General features: G+C 61.5%; 15 protein-coding genes. 3 read left to right on the top strand and 12 right to left on the bottom strand.

Annotation, left to right across the window (positions count from 1 at the left end; genetic code table 11):
• Positions 1–16: 16 nt before the first annotated feature.
• Positions 17–2,647, top strand: coding sequence for an excinuclease ABC subunit UvrA (locus BJ917_RS26090; protein ID WP_121105287.1), 2,631 nt, complete (start codon positions 17–19; stop codon positions 2,645–2,647).
• A 109-nt stretch (positions 2,648–2,756) separates the two neighbouring features.
• Here the strand turns inward: BJ917_RS26090 and BJ917_RS26095 are convergent, their stop codons facing one another.
• The 7 genes from BJ917_RS26095 to BJ917_RS26125 all read right to left on the bottom strand — a co-directional run bounded on the left by BJ917_RS26095 (position 2,757) and on the right by BJ917_RS26125 (position 8,937).
• Positions 2,757–4,700, bottom strand: a complete 1,944-nt coding sequence (locus BJ917_RS26095; protein WP_121105289.1) for a response regulator — start codon at positions 4,698–4,700, stop codon at positions 2,757–2,759.
• Positions 4,690–5,565, bottom strand: a complete 876-nt coding sequence (locus BJ917_RS26100) for a sensor histidine kinase KdpD (protein WP_096511992.1) — start codon at positions 5,563–5,565, stop codon at positions 4,690–4,692. The genes BJ917_RS26095 and BJ917_RS26100 overlap by 11 nt, the downstream gene beginning before the upstream one ends.
• The gene (locus BJ917_RS26105) at positions 5,558–6,568 is read right to left on the bottom strand and encodes an ATP-binding protein (protein WP_096515437.1); all 1,011 of its coding nucleotides are present in this window, start codon (positions 6,566–6,568) and stop codon (positions 5,558–5,560) included. The genes BJ917_RS26100 and BJ917_RS26105 overlap by 8 nt, the downstream gene beginning before the upstream one ends.
• A complete protein-coding gene (locus tag BJ917_RS26110) occupies positions 6,565–6,969 on the bottom strand; it encodes an anti-sigma regulatory factor (protein ID WP_096511991.1) in 405 nt (134 codons plus the stop codon). Before BJ917_RS26110 ends, BJ917_RS26105 begins: the two co-directional genes overlap by 4 nt.
• Positions 6,966–7,328 carry an STAS domain-containing protein gene (locus BJ917_RS26115; RefSeq protein WP_096511990.1) on the bottom strand — a complete coding sequence of 121 codons (363 nt, stop codon included), beginning with the start codon at positions 7,326–7,328 and terminating at the stop codon, positions 6,966–6,968. Before BJ917_RS26115 ends, BJ917_RS26110 begins: the two co-directional genes overlap by 4 nt.
• Before the next feature lie 4 nt (positions 7,329–7,332).
• Complete coding sequence (locus BJ917_RS26120; protein WP_096511989.1) at positions 7,333–8,184, bottom strand: STAS domain-containing protein; 852 nt, start codon at positions 8,182–8,184, stop codon at positions 7,333–7,335.
• A 231-nt stretch (positions 8,185–8,415) separates the two neighbouring features.
• Entirely contained in the window at positions 8,416–8,937 is a 522-nt protein-coding gene (locus BJ917_RS26125; protein WP_121105291.1) for a DUF4142 domain-containing protein, read from the bottom strand.
• A gap of 208 nt (positions 8,938–9,145) precedes the next feature.
• Here BJ917_RS26125 and BJ917_RS26130 point away from each other — a divergent pair, with 208 nt between their 5' ends.
• Positions 9,146–9,379, top strand: a complete 234-nt coding sequence (locus BJ917_RS26130) for a DUF465 domain-containing protein (protein ID WP_096511987.1) — start codon at positions 9,146–9,148, stop codon at positions 9,377–9,379.
• Positions 9,380–9,488: 109 nt separating this feature from the next.
• The gene (locus BJ917_RS26135; protein WP_121105293.1) at positions 9,489–9,668 is read left to right on the top strand and encodes a hypothetical protein; all 180 of its coding nucleotides are present in this window, start codon (positions 9,489–9,491) and stop codon (positions 9,666–9,668) included.
• A 113-nt stretch (positions 9,669–9,781) separates the two neighbouring features.
• On the opposite strand, the gene BJ917_RS26140 is transcribed toward BJ917_RS26135, so the two are convergent.
• From BJ917_RS26140 to BJ917_RS26160, 5 genes are all read right to left on the bottom strand, one after another.
• Positions 9,782–10,873, bottom strand: a complete 1,092-nt coding sequence (locus BJ917_RS26140; RefSeq protein ID WP_121105295.1) for an SMP-30/gluconolactonase/LRE family protein — start codon at positions 10,871–10,873, stop codon at positions 9,782–9,784.
• A complete protein-coding gene (locus BJ917_RS26145) occupies positions 10,870–12,015 on the bottom strand; it encodes an SRPBCC family protein (RefSeq protein WP_121105297.1) in 1,146 nt (381 codons plus the stop codon). The genes BJ917_RS26140 and BJ917_RS26145 overlap by 4 nt, the downstream gene beginning before the upstream one ends.
• Positions 12,016–12,121: 106 nt before the next feature.
• Positions 12,122–12,985, bottom strand: a complete 864-nt coding sequence (locus BJ917_RS26150; protein ID WP_096511984.1) for a LysR family transcriptional regulator — start codon at positions 12,983–12,985, stop codon at positions 12,122–12,124.
• Positions 12,986–13,181: 196 nt separating this feature from the next.
• Entirely contained in the window at positions 13,182–15,026 is a 1,845-nt protein-coding gene (locus BJ917_RS26155; protein WP_177435615.1) for an amidohydrolase, read from the bottom strand.
• A gap of 293 nt (positions 15,027–15,319) precedes the next feature.
• On the bottom strand, positions 15,320–15,634 hold the full coding sequence (locus BJ917_RS26160) for an SCP2 sterol-binding domain-containing protein (protein ID WP_008154977.1): 315 nt from the start codon (positions 15,632–15,634) through the stop codon (positions 15,320–15,322).
• Between the last annotated feature and the right edge of the window lie 20 nt (positions 15,635–15,654).

Here is a 15,654-nt window from a genome sequence, read left to right on the forward strand (position 1 = left end):
CCATTAAAGGCCGCTCATGACTTCAACGCGCACCCCCAACCCTCCCTCAGGCATGGTCAGGGTGCGCGGCGCCCGGGAACACAACCTCAAGAACATCGATGTCGATATCCCCCGCGATGCCCTGGTGGTGTTCACCGGGGTGTCCGGTTCCGGGAAGTCGTCCCTGGCGTTTTCAACGCTCTACGCCGAGGCGCAGCGCCGCTATTTCGAATCCGTGGCGCCTTATGCGCGACGCCTGATCGACCAGGTCGGCGTGCCGGATGTCGATTCCATCGAAGGCTTGCCACCGGCGGTGGCCTTGCAGCAACAGCGCGGCACGCCGAGCACACGTTCATCGGTGGGCAGCGTGACGACCTTGTCGAGCCTGATCCGCATGCTGTACTCCCGCGCCGGCAGTTACCCGGCGGGGCAGCCGATGCTGTACGCCGAAGATTTTTCACCGAACACGCCCCAGGGTGCGTGCACCGAATGCCACGGCCTGGGCCGGGTGTATGAAGTCACCGAAGCATTGATGGTGCCGGACCCGAACCTGACCATCCGCCAGCGTGCGGTCGCTTCCTGGCCGCTGGCCTGGCAGGGCCAGAACCTGCGGGACATCCTGGTGACAATGGGCTACGACGTCGACATCCCCTGGCGCGACCTGCCGAAAAAACAACGCGACTGGATTCTCTTTACCGAAGAAACCCCGACGGTGCCGGTGTATGCCGGGCTCACCCCGGAAGAAACCCGGATCGCCCTCAAGCGCAAGATGGAACCCAGTTACCAGGGCACCTTCACCGGTGCGCGGCGCTACATCCTGCACACCTTCACTCACTCGCAAAGTGCGCTGATGAAGAAGCGCGTCTCGCAATTCATGCTCGGCAGCCCTTGTCCGTTGTGCGATGGCAAACGCCTCAAGCGTGAGGCGTTGTCGGTAACTTTCGCCGGTTACGACATCGGCGAGTTATCGCAGATGCCGTTGCTGCAAGTGGCCGAAGTCCTCAAGCCGGTGGCGGCCGAGCACTATCTGCAAGAAGGTGAAGAGGCGGGCGAGGTATTGACCCACAGCCAGACCCGCGAAGCCCGTGTACAGCGCTTGGCCCATGGCGCCAGCGGCCACGTCAACGCGCCGGATGTGCGCCACACACCGAACCTGTCGGTGGAAAAACGCCTGGCCGCGCAACGGATCGCCCAGGACCTGCTGGAGCGGGTCAGCACCCTGACTGACCTGGGCCTTGGTTACCTGGCCCTGGAGCGCAGTACGCCGACGCTGTCGTCCGGCGAGTTGCAGCGCTTGCGCCTGGCGACGCAGTTGGGTTCGCAGTTGTTCGGGGTGATCTATGTACTGGACGAGCCCTCGGCGGGCTTGCACCCGGCAGATGGCGAGGCGTTGTTCGAAGCCTTGCAGCGCTTGAAAACCGCCGGCAACACCTTGTTTGTGGTCGAGCACGACCTGGAAACCATGCGCCGCGCCGACTGGTTGATCGATGTCGGTCCGGCGGCGGGCGAGCATGGCGGTCGGGTGCTATACAGCGGTGCGCCGGCGGGACTGGCCAATGTGCCTGACTCACAGACCCGCGCCTATTTGTTCGCCGAGCACATCGCCAAGTCGCAAACCTTGCGCAAGCCAAGGGATTGGCTGCGCCTGCAAGGCATTACCCGCAATAACCTGAGCAATCTCGATGTCGAGTTTCCGCTGGGCTGTTTTACCGCGGTCACCGGCGTTTCAGGTTCAGGCAAATCGAGTCTGGTCAGCCAGGCATTGCTGGAGCTGGTCGGCGCGCACCTCGGGCGTCCGGCCACTGACGGCGACTCGCAAGAGCCGAGCCTGGAAGACGATGCGCCACAAACCAGTGGTGGCCAGGTCACGGCGGGACTGGCGTCAATCAAGCGTCTGGTGCAGGTCGACCAGAAACCCATCGGCCGCACCCCACGCTCCAACCTGGCAACCTACACCGGGTTGTTCGACAACGTGCGCAAGCTCTACGCCGCCACGCCTGAAGCCCTGGCGGCGGGTTACGACGCCGGACAGTTTTCCTTCAATGTCGCCAAGGGTCGTTGCCCGACCTGCGAAGGCGAGGGCTTTGTCAGTGTCGAGTTACTGTTCATGCCCAGTGTCTATGCTCCCTGCCCGACCTGCCATGGCGCCCGTTACAACCCGCAAACGCTGGCGATCACCTGGCAGGGGCGCAACATCGCCCAGGTGCTGCAACTGACGGTGGATCAAGCGGTGGAGGTGTTCGCCGAACAAGCCGTCGTGCGCCGCTCGCTGGAGGTGCTGCGCGATATTGGCCTGGGTTATCTGCGCCTTGGTCAACCGGCGACGGAGTTGTCCGGCGGCGAGGCCCAGCGCATCAAGCTGGCCACGGAGCTGCAGCGCAATCAGCGCGGGGCGACGCTGTACGTGCTCGACGAACCCACCACCGGGTTGCACCCTCAAGACGTTGACCGTCTGCTGGAGCAGTTGAACAACCTGGTGACGGCGGGGCACACGGTGATCGTGGTCGAACATGAAATGCGCGTGGTGGCACAGAGTGACTGGGTGATCGATATCGGGCCTGGGGCGGGGGATCAGGGGGGCAGGATTGTGGTGGCGGGGACGCCGCAGAAGGTGGCGAAGAGCAAAAAGAGCCGGACGGCGCCGTTCCTTGCCAGAGTACTCGGATAAGATTTTCTGTGAATGTACCGGCCTCTTCGCGAGCAGGCTCGCTCCCACAATGGATCTTCGGTGTCCACAACCTCCCTGTGGGAGCGAGCCTGCTCGCGAAAGCTATCTATCAGGCGCCGTCGAGGGTGCGCCTTACCTTGTCCAGCAATTCATTGATCTGGAACGGCTTGACCAGCATCTCCATGCCTTCGCCAAGAAACACCTGACGATTGATCGCGGTCTCGGCGTAGCCGGTCATGAACAGGATTGGCAGCTTTTCGCGCCAGCCCCGCGCCACATCGGCCAGCTCGCGGCCGCTCATGCGCGGCAGGCCGACATCGGTCAGCAGCAGATCGATGGATTCGTCGTTCTGCAGGCGTTCCAGCGCGGTTTCAATTTCGCCGACCTGGGTGCAGCGGTAACCGGCGTCCACCAGCACTTCGGCCACGAACATGCGCACCGACGGCGTGTCCTCGACGATCAGTACATGCTCGCCGGCCCCTTGAGGATCGACGGTGGAGGGGGTGACTTCGCTGGCCGTGGGGTCGGAGCTGGCTGGCAGCATGATGGTCACTTCGGTGCCGCGCCGCGCTACGCTGCGAATGTGGGCATCGCCACCGGACTGCCGGGCAAAACCGTAGATGGTCGACAAACCGAGCCCGGTGCCCTGGCCCAGGGGTTTGGTGGTGAAGAACGGGTCGAATACCTTGTCGATCACGCTGTGTTCGATCCCGGTGCCGTCATCGCGCACCGACAACGCGACATAGGCGCCATCGGCCAGGTTGGGATCGCCATGGGAGTAAGCGGCATAGGTGTTGACCCAGATGTTGCCGCCCTGGGGCAGGGCATCGCGCGCGTTGATGACCAGATTGAGCACGGCACTTTCCAGCTGGATCGGGTCGACCAATGCGATGGCGGCTTTGCTCGTGAGCTCAAGCTTCAGGGCGATGCGTTCGCCGATGGTGCGCACCAGCAGTTCTTCGAGGGAGCGGATGTGTTCGTTGATGTCCACGGGCCGGGTATCGAGGGGCTGTTGCCGGGCGAAGGCCAGCAGTCGATGGGTCAGGGCGGCCGCACTCATGGCCGAGTTCAAGGCCGCTTCGGCGTAGAACTCCACCTTGTCGGTGCGCGAATCGGCGACGCGCTTCTGGATCAGTTCCAGGCTGGTGATGATGCCGGTGAGCAAGTTGTTGAAGTCGTGGGCAATGCCGCCGGTCAGCTTGCCCAGGGCATCCATTTTCTGCACCTGCAACAATTGAGCTTCGGTACGCACGCGTTCGGCGACTTCCTTGGCCAGTTGTGTGGTGGCGTCGTCCAGCCGCGCCAGGTGCGAGCGTTCGCGGTGACGGTGCTCGGTGACGTCTTCGACAAACACCAGGCTCAATTGCGGGGTGCGATAGGGTGAAATCTGCCACTCGGTTTCGCGAACTTCACCCGCGACGCGCATGCTCAAGGTGCCTTTCCAGCGTTCGCCATAGGCCAGGCGCAGACGCAGTTCTTCGATGACCGCGAGTTGGTCGTCGGCAAAGCACTCGCGCAAAGTGCCAGTGTCGAGGTTGTCTTGAATCAGCTGGGAAAATGCGTGATTGCACTCATGAACGTTCAGGCCGGCATCGAGCACGGCGATGGGGGCCGACACGTTGGCGAAAATCTCGCGAAAGCGTGCCTCGCTTTCACGCAGGGCGTTTTCCGTATCCCGCACCCGCAGCAGGGTGCGCAGGGTCGCCAGCAGTACATCCGGGTCTATCGGGTGAATCAGGTAGGCATCGGCCCCGGCGTCGAGGCCGGTGATAATGTCGCCGCTCTGGATCGAAGCGGCCGACACGTGAATCACCGGCAGCAAGGCGGTGGCCGGGTCGGAGCGCAGTTTGCGCACAATGTCGAAGCCACTCATGTCCGGCAGATTGACATCGAGCACCAGCGCGTCGAGGTCGACGCTATCAATCAATTCCAGACCCTCGCTGCCGGTCCCGGCTTCGAGCACTTCATAGCCATGACGCTCCAGGCGCCGGCGCAGGGCGTAGCGCGTGGCGACGTTGTCGTCGACGATGAGCAACCGCAGGTCATGTTTCATCGGCAGGCTCCAGGTTGATGGCCAGCGGGATGATGACGTGAAAGGTCGAACCGGTGCCCGGCGTGCTTTGCATCCCGACTTCGCCACCCAGCAACCCGGCGAAGCGTTTGCACAGGGACAGTCCGAGACCGGTTCCGCGCAGGCGTTTTTGCAGCGGTGAGTCGACCTGGGAAAAGTCCTCGAACAATGCGCCATGCAGCTCGGGAGCGATCCCTATTCCGGTGTCGCTGACGGCAAAGCGCACATGGGAGCTGTTTTCCAGCTGCGCCGAGACCCGGACTACCCCGCGTGTGGTGAACTTCAGCGAATTGGCAATGAAGTTGCGCAGGATCTGTGCGAGTTTCTTGTCGTCGGTGTACAACCGCGGCAGTCCCACCGGTTCTTCGAAAATCAGATCCACGGCCGTGGCATCGACAATCGGGCGAAACATGCCGCGCAGGGCCGCGAACAGGTCGAGCATGTCAAACCAGGCCGGGGAAATGGTGATGCGCCCGGCTTCGATCTTCGCCAGGTCCAGCAGGTCGTCGACCATGTCGCTCAGCTCCCGCGCGGAGCTGCTGACAAAGGCCACTTGCTTGTGTTGTTCGGGACTCAAGGGGCCGTCGAGTTCATCGCTCAACAGGCTGGCGATACTCAGGATCGAGCCCAGCGGCGTGCGAAACTCATGGCTCATGTAGGACAGAAAACGGCTTTTCAGATCCGAGGCCTGTCGCAACTCTTCGGCCTGGGTGTCGAGTTCGGCATACAACGCCAGAACGCCCTGGTTGGTTTCATCCAGCTCGGCGCGCAGGGCATCGGCTTCACCTTGCAATTGCGCAATCTGCGCCGCTTGTTCGTCAATCTGACTCGTGGGTGCTTCAGGCATGGGCTGCCTCCAGAGCAATGACCAGCACCGTGACGTCGTCCCGTCCACGACAGAAATCACGGTGCAAAATGGCGGCAATCACGGCGGGATGGCGGTGCACCAGACCGGGGTAGTCCTGCAGGTTCCAGCGGGACTGCAGGCCGTCGCTGTACATGATCAACAGCTGTCCGTTCACCTGAGCATAGTCAAAGGGTTGCGCCCTGCGATACTGGCCACCGACGATACCCGGATGGGAGGCCAGGCCCCGGGACTTGTCCGCCGCGACCAGACAGGCACCGATATTGCCGATGCCGACGAATGTCAAGGTATCGCTGCCGCCGTCGAATTGCGCGATGGCCAGTGCACCGCCACGGGTGGCGGTCATGGCCAGATGAATGTCCTCCAGCGCCACCAGCGGCGAGGCAAACGGCAGTTGCGCGAAGGCTTTTTCACCGGCGCGGGCGGCGCGTTCGGCTTCTTCGCCATGGCCCAGGCCGTCGATCACCAGCGCACTGATCCGTGGCCCGTCGAATGCCAGGTGCCACACATCGCCGCAGGCCGGGTCGTTGTGCAGTGAATGCTGGCTGATGCCGATGCGCCGGTCAGGGGCCTTGTCCTGGCGCGGGTACAACCGCGTGAGCAGTACGGCACCCCGTGAATCGGCATAAACGTCGAACACCTCTGCCTGGCGCGATACCGCCCCCAGTCCTATGCCCTGGGTACCACCGGTGGAAAAACCATCGGTCAGGCACGCCTGTAAATCAAATCCCTGGGCGCGGTCGATCGCGAGGATTTCGATGCCGATGCCAGTGGCGCGAGGCAAGGCCCTCAGGTGCAGTTCGCCACGGTTGGCGTGTTTGAGAATATTGCTGGCGAGCTCGGTCGCCACCAGCGCCACCCGCCCGGCATCGTTACTGTCGAAACCGCATTTTTCCGCGAGTTGCTGCGCGGTGCGCCGGGCGTGACCGACTTGGCTGATGTCTTCGACCACCAGTACCTGCGTCATCGTACCGACGATGTTCATGTCCATCGGGTGATCGTCACACGAGTGCCTCGGCCCGGCGCGGTGTCGATTTCGAATTCGTCCACCAGGCGCTTGGCCCCCGTAAGGCCCAGCCCCAGTCCGGCGCCCGAGGTCCAGCCGTCGGTCATCGCCAGTTTGATGTCGGCGATACCCGGCCCTTCGTCACGGAACGTGAGGCGCAAGCCGGTACGCGGGTTTTCGTCGAGGATCTGCCAGTCCATGTCGCCGCCACCGCCATACACCATGGTGTTGCGCGCCAGTTCGCTGACGGCGGTGACCAGTTTGGTCAAATCGATCAAGCGCATGCCACACTCTTGCGCGAGCTTGCGTGCCAGTTGCCGCGCCAGGACGACATCCTGCTCGATATGGATCGGATGAGTGCCGCTGCTGCGCGTGTTCATTGCTCATGTACTCGATCCTGAAGCAGTTTCATCCCGCGCTCGACATTCAGCGCGGTACTGACACCGGGCAGGGTCAGGCCGAGCTCCACCAGGGTGATCGCCACCGCGGGCTGCATGCCGACCAGCACGGTCCGGGCATCCATGATTTTCGACAGGCCGGAAATGGTTCCGATCATCCGGCCAATGAAGGAGTCCACCATATCCAGCGCGGAAATATCGATCAACACGCCACGGGCGGAGGTCTTGCTGATGCGTTCGGACAGATCGTCCTGAAGGGTCAGGGCCAGTTGGTCATGCATGTCGACCTGGATCGTCACCAGCAGGAAATCGCCCATTTGCAATATCGGAATGCGCTCCATGGGCTCAGTCCGCCTTACTGATGGTCAATCCCAGCCGGGTCAGTGCCAGCTTCAGGGCATCGGCCAGATTGGCCTTGGTCACCACGCCTTGCAGGTCCAGCCCCAGGTGCACGATGGTCTGGGCGATCTGCGGACGCACGCCGCTGATGATGCAATCAGCGCCCATCAGGCGAATCGCGGTCACGGTTTTGAGCAGGTGCTGCGCCACCAGGGTATCGACGGTCGGCACGCCGGTGATGTCGATGATGGCGATCTCGGAACCGGTGTCGACGATCCGCTGCAACAGCGATTCCATCACCACCTGGGTGCGTTGCGAATCGAGGGTGCCGATCATCGGCAGCGCCAGCACGCCATCCCAGAGCTTGACCACCGGGGTCGACAGTTCCAGCAGCTCTTCCTGTTGACGCTTGATCACCGCCTCGCGGGATTTCTGGAAGGTGCGAATGGTGTGCAGGCCCAGGGCATCGAGCAGCTCGGAAATTTCCCAGAGCTGTTCGGCCAGCAAGGCGGGGCTGTCCTGGTAGTGGTTCTGCAGCAGTGCAAACAGCGGGCCCTTGAGCGAAAAGATGAAGCTGGCGGTCTGCTGCGAGTCCTGGCCGAGCAGGGCACGGCTGTGGGAAAGCTTGTCGAGGAACTGACGGATCTCGTCCCACCCAGGTGTGGCGATGTTCTGACCGTTGCCGTTCTGCAGTCCGGTGAGGACCAGTTGCAGGAATTCCGAGGTCTGCTGTTGCAGGTCCTGTTCCTTGAGATTACGCGTGGCGCCACTGGCTTCGAGGCCGGTTGTCCATTCGGCAAGCAATTGCGTCTGGTTTTTTTTCATCGCATCGAGCGTGCTGGATTGCAGTGCCGCCATGATTTTTGACTCCTTGAATGTGGGCACCGGTTCCCCCAAAAAGTGACCGGCGCAAGTCAGTGACATTTGACGGGTGAAATAGTTGTTCGTTTTTGACAGGTGTTTTCATCCGCTGCCTATGGACTGTAGTCGGCACCCGCAGCGGCAGCGCTTTTTCGTTGCAAATCAGCCATCCGATGGGGGTCAACAAAAAGCCGCATCCAGGATGCGGCTTGCGGTTTTGCAGTACGGCTATTTACCCGGATGAGCGGCCTGGAGCTTTTTCGCCATATCGAGGTGTTTTTCCAGCCCCGGCAACATTTTCTGTGCAAAGCCTTTCAGTTCCGTGGCGCCTTTGGTCCTGTCGTCCGTCACCGTGTTGGCTTCTTTCTTGAACAAGTCCAACGCTTCTTCATGGGCCTTGACCTGGTTATTGGCATACGCTGCATCGAACGACTCGTCGCGCATGTCGAGGATTTTTTCCTTGGCCTGCTTCACCAGCGTCGTGCTGTCCGGCACTTTGATGTCATGCTTTTTCGCGATGGTCGCCAGTTCATCGTTGGCCTTGCCATGATCGGTGATCATCATATTGGCGAAGGTCTTGACGTCCGCTGACTGGCTCTTTTCGAGAGCCAGGCGGCTGGCTTCGATTTCGGCGATGCCGCCGGCGGCTGCCTTGTCGACAAAATCATTTGAGGTCGCCGCGAATGCCGCGCCCATGCTGCTGCTCAAGGCAACGGCCAGAACGAGATGACGCAAGTCGAATCCGTCCATAAGTGCTACTCCACACGGGTGATCGAGGTAATGGTTAACCTGTGGAGGCTGGCGCCCGGGCAAAGGTTTTATCGTTTTAGAGACAGGGCGACGAACGGGCACCGCCGGTCGGACAGATGGTCGACACAACCGGCCAACCGAGGCCATTCTGATAGTTGGTGAACGCAATCAGTCGCGTTTGCTGCCGATTATCAAACGGAGGTGTTCCATGCCGGTGCCCCATAACCTTTTTCTGGACCTGAGTTGCACAAAGGAAGAAATCCAGCAGAAACGCTCCAAGGATCCGTTACTGGATTCACTGATCAATAAGTATTCCCAGGCGGATGCCGAAGTGGTGAAGGCGGAGGAAGCCAAATCCAGCGATGACGCGGTGACGAAGCTCAAGGCGAAGCGCTTGGAGGTCAAGGACAAGATCGTCAGACAACTTCAGTCGTCGTCCTGATTCAGGGTAATGAGTCACCGACGACCGGTGACTGAATAATTGGAACGGCGAAAAAACCGGCACCTCGAATACTCAGAGTCCGAACATCGGGCTCGATGCGAGGTGCCCCATGAAGCAAAAATATCCCAGCGAAGAACAGGGCGGCTTCGACCCGATCCCTACCCATCCCGAACCCTTGAGTCCAGGACGCACAGCCGTCCATCCCGAAGAAGAACCGGGCATCGATGAGTTGCCCAACAACGAAGAGGCCATCCCCGGAAAACACGATGGCGAGACGGATCCGCGGTGATGGAAAAAACAACACCGATCCCCTGTGGGAGCGAGCCTGCTCGCGAAAGCTGTCTGTCAGTCGATTACGAGATTACGTGACAGTCCGCCTTCGCGAGCAGGCTCGCTCCCACATTACTTCTGCAATGCCGCACTCAACGGCAACCGCACCATGTTTTTCGCCGTCAGCGACCCGAAATACAACCACTCCCCATACTCACGCACAGTGGTGATCGGCGAGTAGCTGTCGCTGCTGCCATCCTGAAGGTTGGCGATCACCTTGCCCTCGACGTCCAGGCCCAGGGCAAAGGCGCGTTTTTCCACCGGTTTGGGCAGGACGGTCATGGCGCGCGCAAGCATCTTGCGTACGAATGGGTGCTTGGCGGTAGCGTCAAGCAGAGCGCTGCGCGGCGCGTACATCGCCACCCAGATACGGTCGCGGCCATTGAACGAAAGGTTGTCCGGCAAACCTGGCAGGTTGTCGATGAACAGATCGTGAGTGCCGGCTTTCGGTCCGCTCAGCCAGTATCGGCTGATGCGATAGGCGCCGGTTTCGTTGACCAGCACAAAGGCATCGTCCGGCCCCAGGGTGACGCCGTTGGCAAACTCCAGCTTGTCCAGCAGCATTGAGGTCGTTCCGGTCTGGAAGTCGTAACGCAGCAAGCGACCATCGCCACCATGCTCGATGATCGCCTCGCCGTCCGTGCCGTAGCCGAAGCGGCTGGAGGCGTCGCTGAAATAGGCGTAGTGCCCGGGCTTGTCGATGGCCACGTCGTCGGTGAACCCGAAAGGCACGCCGTCAGCCGCCGTGGTCATGGCCACCAGACGGCCCTGGGCGTCCAGTGACAGCAAGCCCTTGACCGCATCGGCGATCACCAGCAAGCCGTTGGGATGGCGAGCCAGCCCCAGGGGCCGGCCACCGGTATCGGCCAGGACTTTGGTGACCTTGCCGTCGAGGCTGGTGCGGATCAGGCGGCCGTCATGCAAACCGGTGATCAGCGTATCGCCTTCCAGCAACAGCGCTTCCGGGCCGTCAATGTCGGCGGCACCGACCCGCTCCACGCCCTTGAGGCGCTGATTATCGGCATAGATGCCGCTGGTGAGGGAGGGCGCTGGCGGCGGCGTCCAGGCCACCGGCCGCACTTTGGTCGGCATCAGCAGCAGGAACGCGGCGATGGCGATGATTAGCAGCAACAGCCAATGACGGAACCGGATCCACCGACTCACACTTTGGCTCCCGACTGTGCCAGGTGTTTTTGCGCCATCTCCCGCAACGCCAGCATCGACGCGGCCGATTCGCGATCAATCCGCCGCCTGAGCAGCCATTTGTTGGCGATGCGCATCGCCAGTCCGCTGAACTGATACTCCAGGGTGCGGATAAATCGCGTGCCGTCGCCCTCGGCCTCACACTCATAAGTCAGTAGCAACGACAGGCCGTGGTCGCCCTGGGCCTGGGCAATCCAGCGCCGTCCCGGCAAATACTCGTCCACCACCCAGGTCAAATGCCCCTCACGTCCACCGGCGCGGATGTCCTCGTCGAACCGCGCACCGGCATGCAATGGGCCTTTTTGACCATTGATCTTGAGGGACGATGGATGCCACTCCGGCCAGCGGGTCACGGTGCTGGCGTAGGCAAGTACGGCGACAGGGTTGGCGGCAATTACGATCTGATGCTGCAGGCGGGTCATGGGCGTTCTCGGCAGATACGGGGTGGCCTGATCCGGTTCCCAGTACAGGGTGCCGAACAGGTAATCCATCAACGGAAAAACGATGTTGAAATTGCGTTCGCGCATCATCTCGCGACGGTGATGCAGTTCATGCAGGCGCCGCATCTGGCGGATCCACGGCAGCTGTGTCAGCGGATTGTGCGGCGGCAGATGCTCGCAGGCGTGGAACACTTCATAGGCCAGGTAACCGAGGACCAGGCAACCGCCGACCAGTCCGGCAGCATTGGCATCGAACGGTTTGAGCAGCCACCAGATCGGCAAGGTAACGAGCAGGGTGTGCAGGACAATCAGCCAGGCCGGAAACAGAATCACCCGCCAGTCGCGGGCACTGTCGTAGGTCATGTGCCCGGGAGCGAAAAAGTTGTGGTGGTCGCCGGCATGCCGGGCATAGAACATGCGCGCGAAGGCTTTTTTGTGATGGCCCAGGTGCCGATGCACCATGTACACAACAAAGTTGAAGAGCAGCATGCTCAACGGCACCGCCAGCCACTCCCGGGGTTGAGCCTGGTGCACGGTGCTCCAGAACGCGGCGATGACCCCGATGCCGAACAGCAGCACAAAGGTGCCATGCAGCCACGGGTTGTAGAGCGGATGAATGTTGGCGCGATAACGGCTGCGGAATGCTTCGGTGGTCTGCCTCACTGCAATCACCTGTCGTTATTGTTATCTCCAGCAGATTAGTCGATTCAGGCGTTTTGGCTGGCCGAACCTTGAGGACACATTGGCCATGATCCGGTGCAAACCGTATTCAGGTCAGCGGGTCCCAGCGTTGCGACCAGTCGTCATTGGTCTTGATCACTTCGCGCAACAGATCAAAAGCCTTTTGCAGGGTTGGCGAGTCGCGGTCGCGGGAATAGACCAGGTAGGTCGGGTAGTTGAATTCCGGGGCCTTGGGCACTTGCTCCAGCACGCCGCTTTCCAGGTAACTGTGCACGACGCGGGTACGGAAGTAACCGCTGCCGCCGTTTTCCAGAATGTACTGCAAACCCAGTGGGCCGAGATTGAAACTCAGGGCCGCCCTGGCCTTTTCCGGCAATGCGGCATCGTGGCGGCGGCGGAAGTCCTGGCCCCAGTCGATGTAGACGTAAGGATCGGGGCGCCCGGGCAAGCGTACGAGCACGAGTTTCTCTTCCAGGATTTGCTCGACTTGCAGACGCGGCCAGTACTCCGGCTGATAGACCAGCGCCGCATCCAGTACCCCCAGCTCCAGTTGGCGTAGCAGGTTTTCACCGTCGCGGATCTCCATGCGCAGGGCATGGCCGGGGATCTTCTCCCGCAGTTGCCCGGCCCAACTGAGCATCAACGGGTTGCACAGGCTGACCTCGCCGCCGATGTGCAGCACGTCGTGATAACCCTCCGGCAAGGGCAGATCCCGCCGCGCGGCGTCCCAGGTCTCCACCAGTTGATTGGCATACACCACGAAGGCTTCGCCGTTGGGTGTCAGTCGGGCTCCGGCGCGGTTGCGCACAAACAGGGTGCTGCCCAGTTGGATTTCGAGTTTCTGCACCCGCGCGGTGATGGCAGTCTGGGTGACGTGGAGCTTGTCGGCGGCCGCGGCGAGGCTGCCGTGGCGGACGATTTCCAGGAAGGTGCGGGCGAGATCGATGTCCATGGGGTGGCCGGTATTGGAAGTGCCGGCATTGTAAGAGCACCGCTGGACTGTGGCGAGCGGGATACAGGGCCTGCACTTGTAGGAGCGAGCCTGCTCGCGAAGACGGCGTGTCAGTCAACATCAACTGTGATTGTCTCACCGCGTTCGCGAGCAGGCTCGCTCCTACAATGGATGCTTCGTATTCGTTGGATCACCGTTAAAACGCAAAACACGAACAGCCAAACGCTCCCCAGAACGCCCGGAAGTCACTGACCGGCGCATTCGACAATCGCGCACGTTCATGACGGTGCGCATGTACCGCACATGCGCCGACGCATTGATGAACCTGCGCAGTCAGCGGTGCCGCTTTCCAATGCCCCGGCACCTTGGCCACTGGCGACCACTCAGGCACCACCGGAATCGGCGGCGGCCCGAGTTTTTCGAATTCGGCGCTGCCATGGACAATCTTGCCATCGACGATGGTCAGCACCGCTTCGATGTCCTTGATGGCGTTGTCCTCGATGTGGAAATAGTCCGCCGACAGCGCAATCAGATCCGCCAGTTGCCCGACCTTGATCTGGCCCTTCTTGCCTTGCTCGGAGGAGAACCAGGCGCTGCCGTGGGTGAACAGTTCCAATGCGGTGTCGCGGCTCAAACCGTGCGGATACAGCTCCAACCCGCCGACGGTACGGCCGCTGACCAGCCAGTACAATGAAGTCCAGGGGTTGTAACTCGACACCCGCGTGGCGTCGGTGCCGGCACCCACCGGTACGCCTTCGGCCAGCATGCGGGCAATCGGCGGTGTGGTTTCGGCAGCTTTTGCGCCATAACGCTCCACGAAGTACTCACCCTGGAACGCCATGCGGTCCTGAATCGCGATGCCACCGCCCAGGGCTTTGACCCGATCGATGTTCTGCGGGGTGATGGTTTCGGCGTGGTCGAAAAACCATGGCAGGCCATCGAACGGGATGTCGCGATTGACCTTTTCGAACACGTCGAGCATGCGGCTGATGGATTCGTTGTAGGTCGCGTGCAAACGGAATGGCCAGCGTTGTTCCACGAGATGACGGACCACCGGCTCCAGGTCTTGCTCCATACCGGCGGGCAGGTCCGGACGCGGTTCGAGGAAGTCCTCGAAGTCGGCGGCGGAGAACACCAGCATTTCCCCGGCGCCGTTGTGTCGCAGGAAGTCATCGCCCTGACCGTACTGAGAGGTCGAGGTCCAGTGTTTGAAGTCGACCAGTTCTTCCTTGGGTTTCTGGGTGAACAGGTTGTAGGCGATACGCACCGTGAGTTGCTGGTCCTTGGCCAACTGCTGGATGACCTGATAGTCGTCCGGGTAGTTCTGGTAGCCGCCGCCGGCATCGATGGCGCTGGTAACCCCCAGGCGATTGAGTTCGCGCATGAACTGACGGGTCGAGTTGACCTGGTACTCCAACGGCAGCTTCGGCCCCTTGGCCAGGGTCGAATACAGAATCATCGCGTTGGGTCGGGCGATCAGTATGCCGGTGGGGTCGCCATTGGCATCACGCTGGATTTCGCCGCCCGGCGGGTTCGGCGTGTCACGGGTATAACCCACCACTTTCAGGGCAGCACGGTTTAGCAGGGCGCGGTCGTACAGATGCAGGACGAACACCGGGGTGTCGGGCGCGGCCTTGTTCAGTTCGTCGAGGGTCGGCAGGCGCTTTTCGGCGAACTGGAATTCGTTCCAGCCACCGACCACGCGCACCCATTGTGGCGTCGGTGTGCGGTCGGCCTGTTCCTTGAGCAGGCGCAAGGCGTCGACCAGCGACGGAACACCTTCCCAACGCAGCTCGAGGTTGTAGTTGAGGCCACCGCGGATCAGGTGCAGGTGCGAGTCGTTGAGGCCGGGAATCACCGTGCGCCCGTGCAGGTCGATGACTTGCGTAGTGGGGCCTTGCAAGGCCATGGCCTGGGCATCACTGCCGACCACCACGAAATGCCCGTCCTTGATCGCGACGGCACTGGCCTGGGGTTTCTTGCGGTCGACGGTGTGCAGGCGACCGTTGTACAGGATGAGGTCGGCGGGTACTTGCGGCATCGTTTTACTCCCTGCGAACAGCGGGCTGACCCAGGCACCCACGGCACCCGCAGAAAGGCCTTGAAGTACGTGGCGGCGGTTGATGCCGTTGTGGTCGTCAGATGGGCTCATGCCAGTGCTCTCCGCAACTTGAGTCGAGGACAAACAACCGCTGGCTGACGCGGGCGGCCAGAAGGAATATAGACGGCAAATCCATTGCCAGTCGTTTCCCGGCGCCGAAAACGACGAATCCCGCCACAAGGGGCGGGATTCGTATGCAGCCAGGGAGGCTCCCGAAACAGGGAGCCGCCGTCTTAGGCCGGGAACAGCTCGGACAGTTTCATTGCCAGCATCATGTCGCCTTCGGCGCGCAGCTTGCCACCCATGAACGCCTGCATGCCGTCGGTTTCGCCGCTGACGATGCCTTCCAGGGTTTCGCCGTCCATCACCAGGGTCACCTGGGCGTCCGGGTTCTCGCCTTCCTGCAGTTCGCAGGTGCTGTCCTTGACGATCAGCGAGAAGTTCTTGGTGTCGTCGATGCGGAAACCGAAGACCAGGTCCAGACCGGCAGCAGCGGCTGGGTTGAACTTGGCTTTCATTGCTTGTACGGCATCAGCTACGGAGGTCATGGTTTGATCCTTTTTTTGGT

The organism is Pseudomonas sp. WPR_5_2 (assembly GCF_003634475.1).
GTDB lineage: Bacteria > Pseudomonadota > Gammaproteobacteria > Pseudomonadales > Pseudomonadaceae > Aquipseudomonas > Aquipseudomonas izuensis.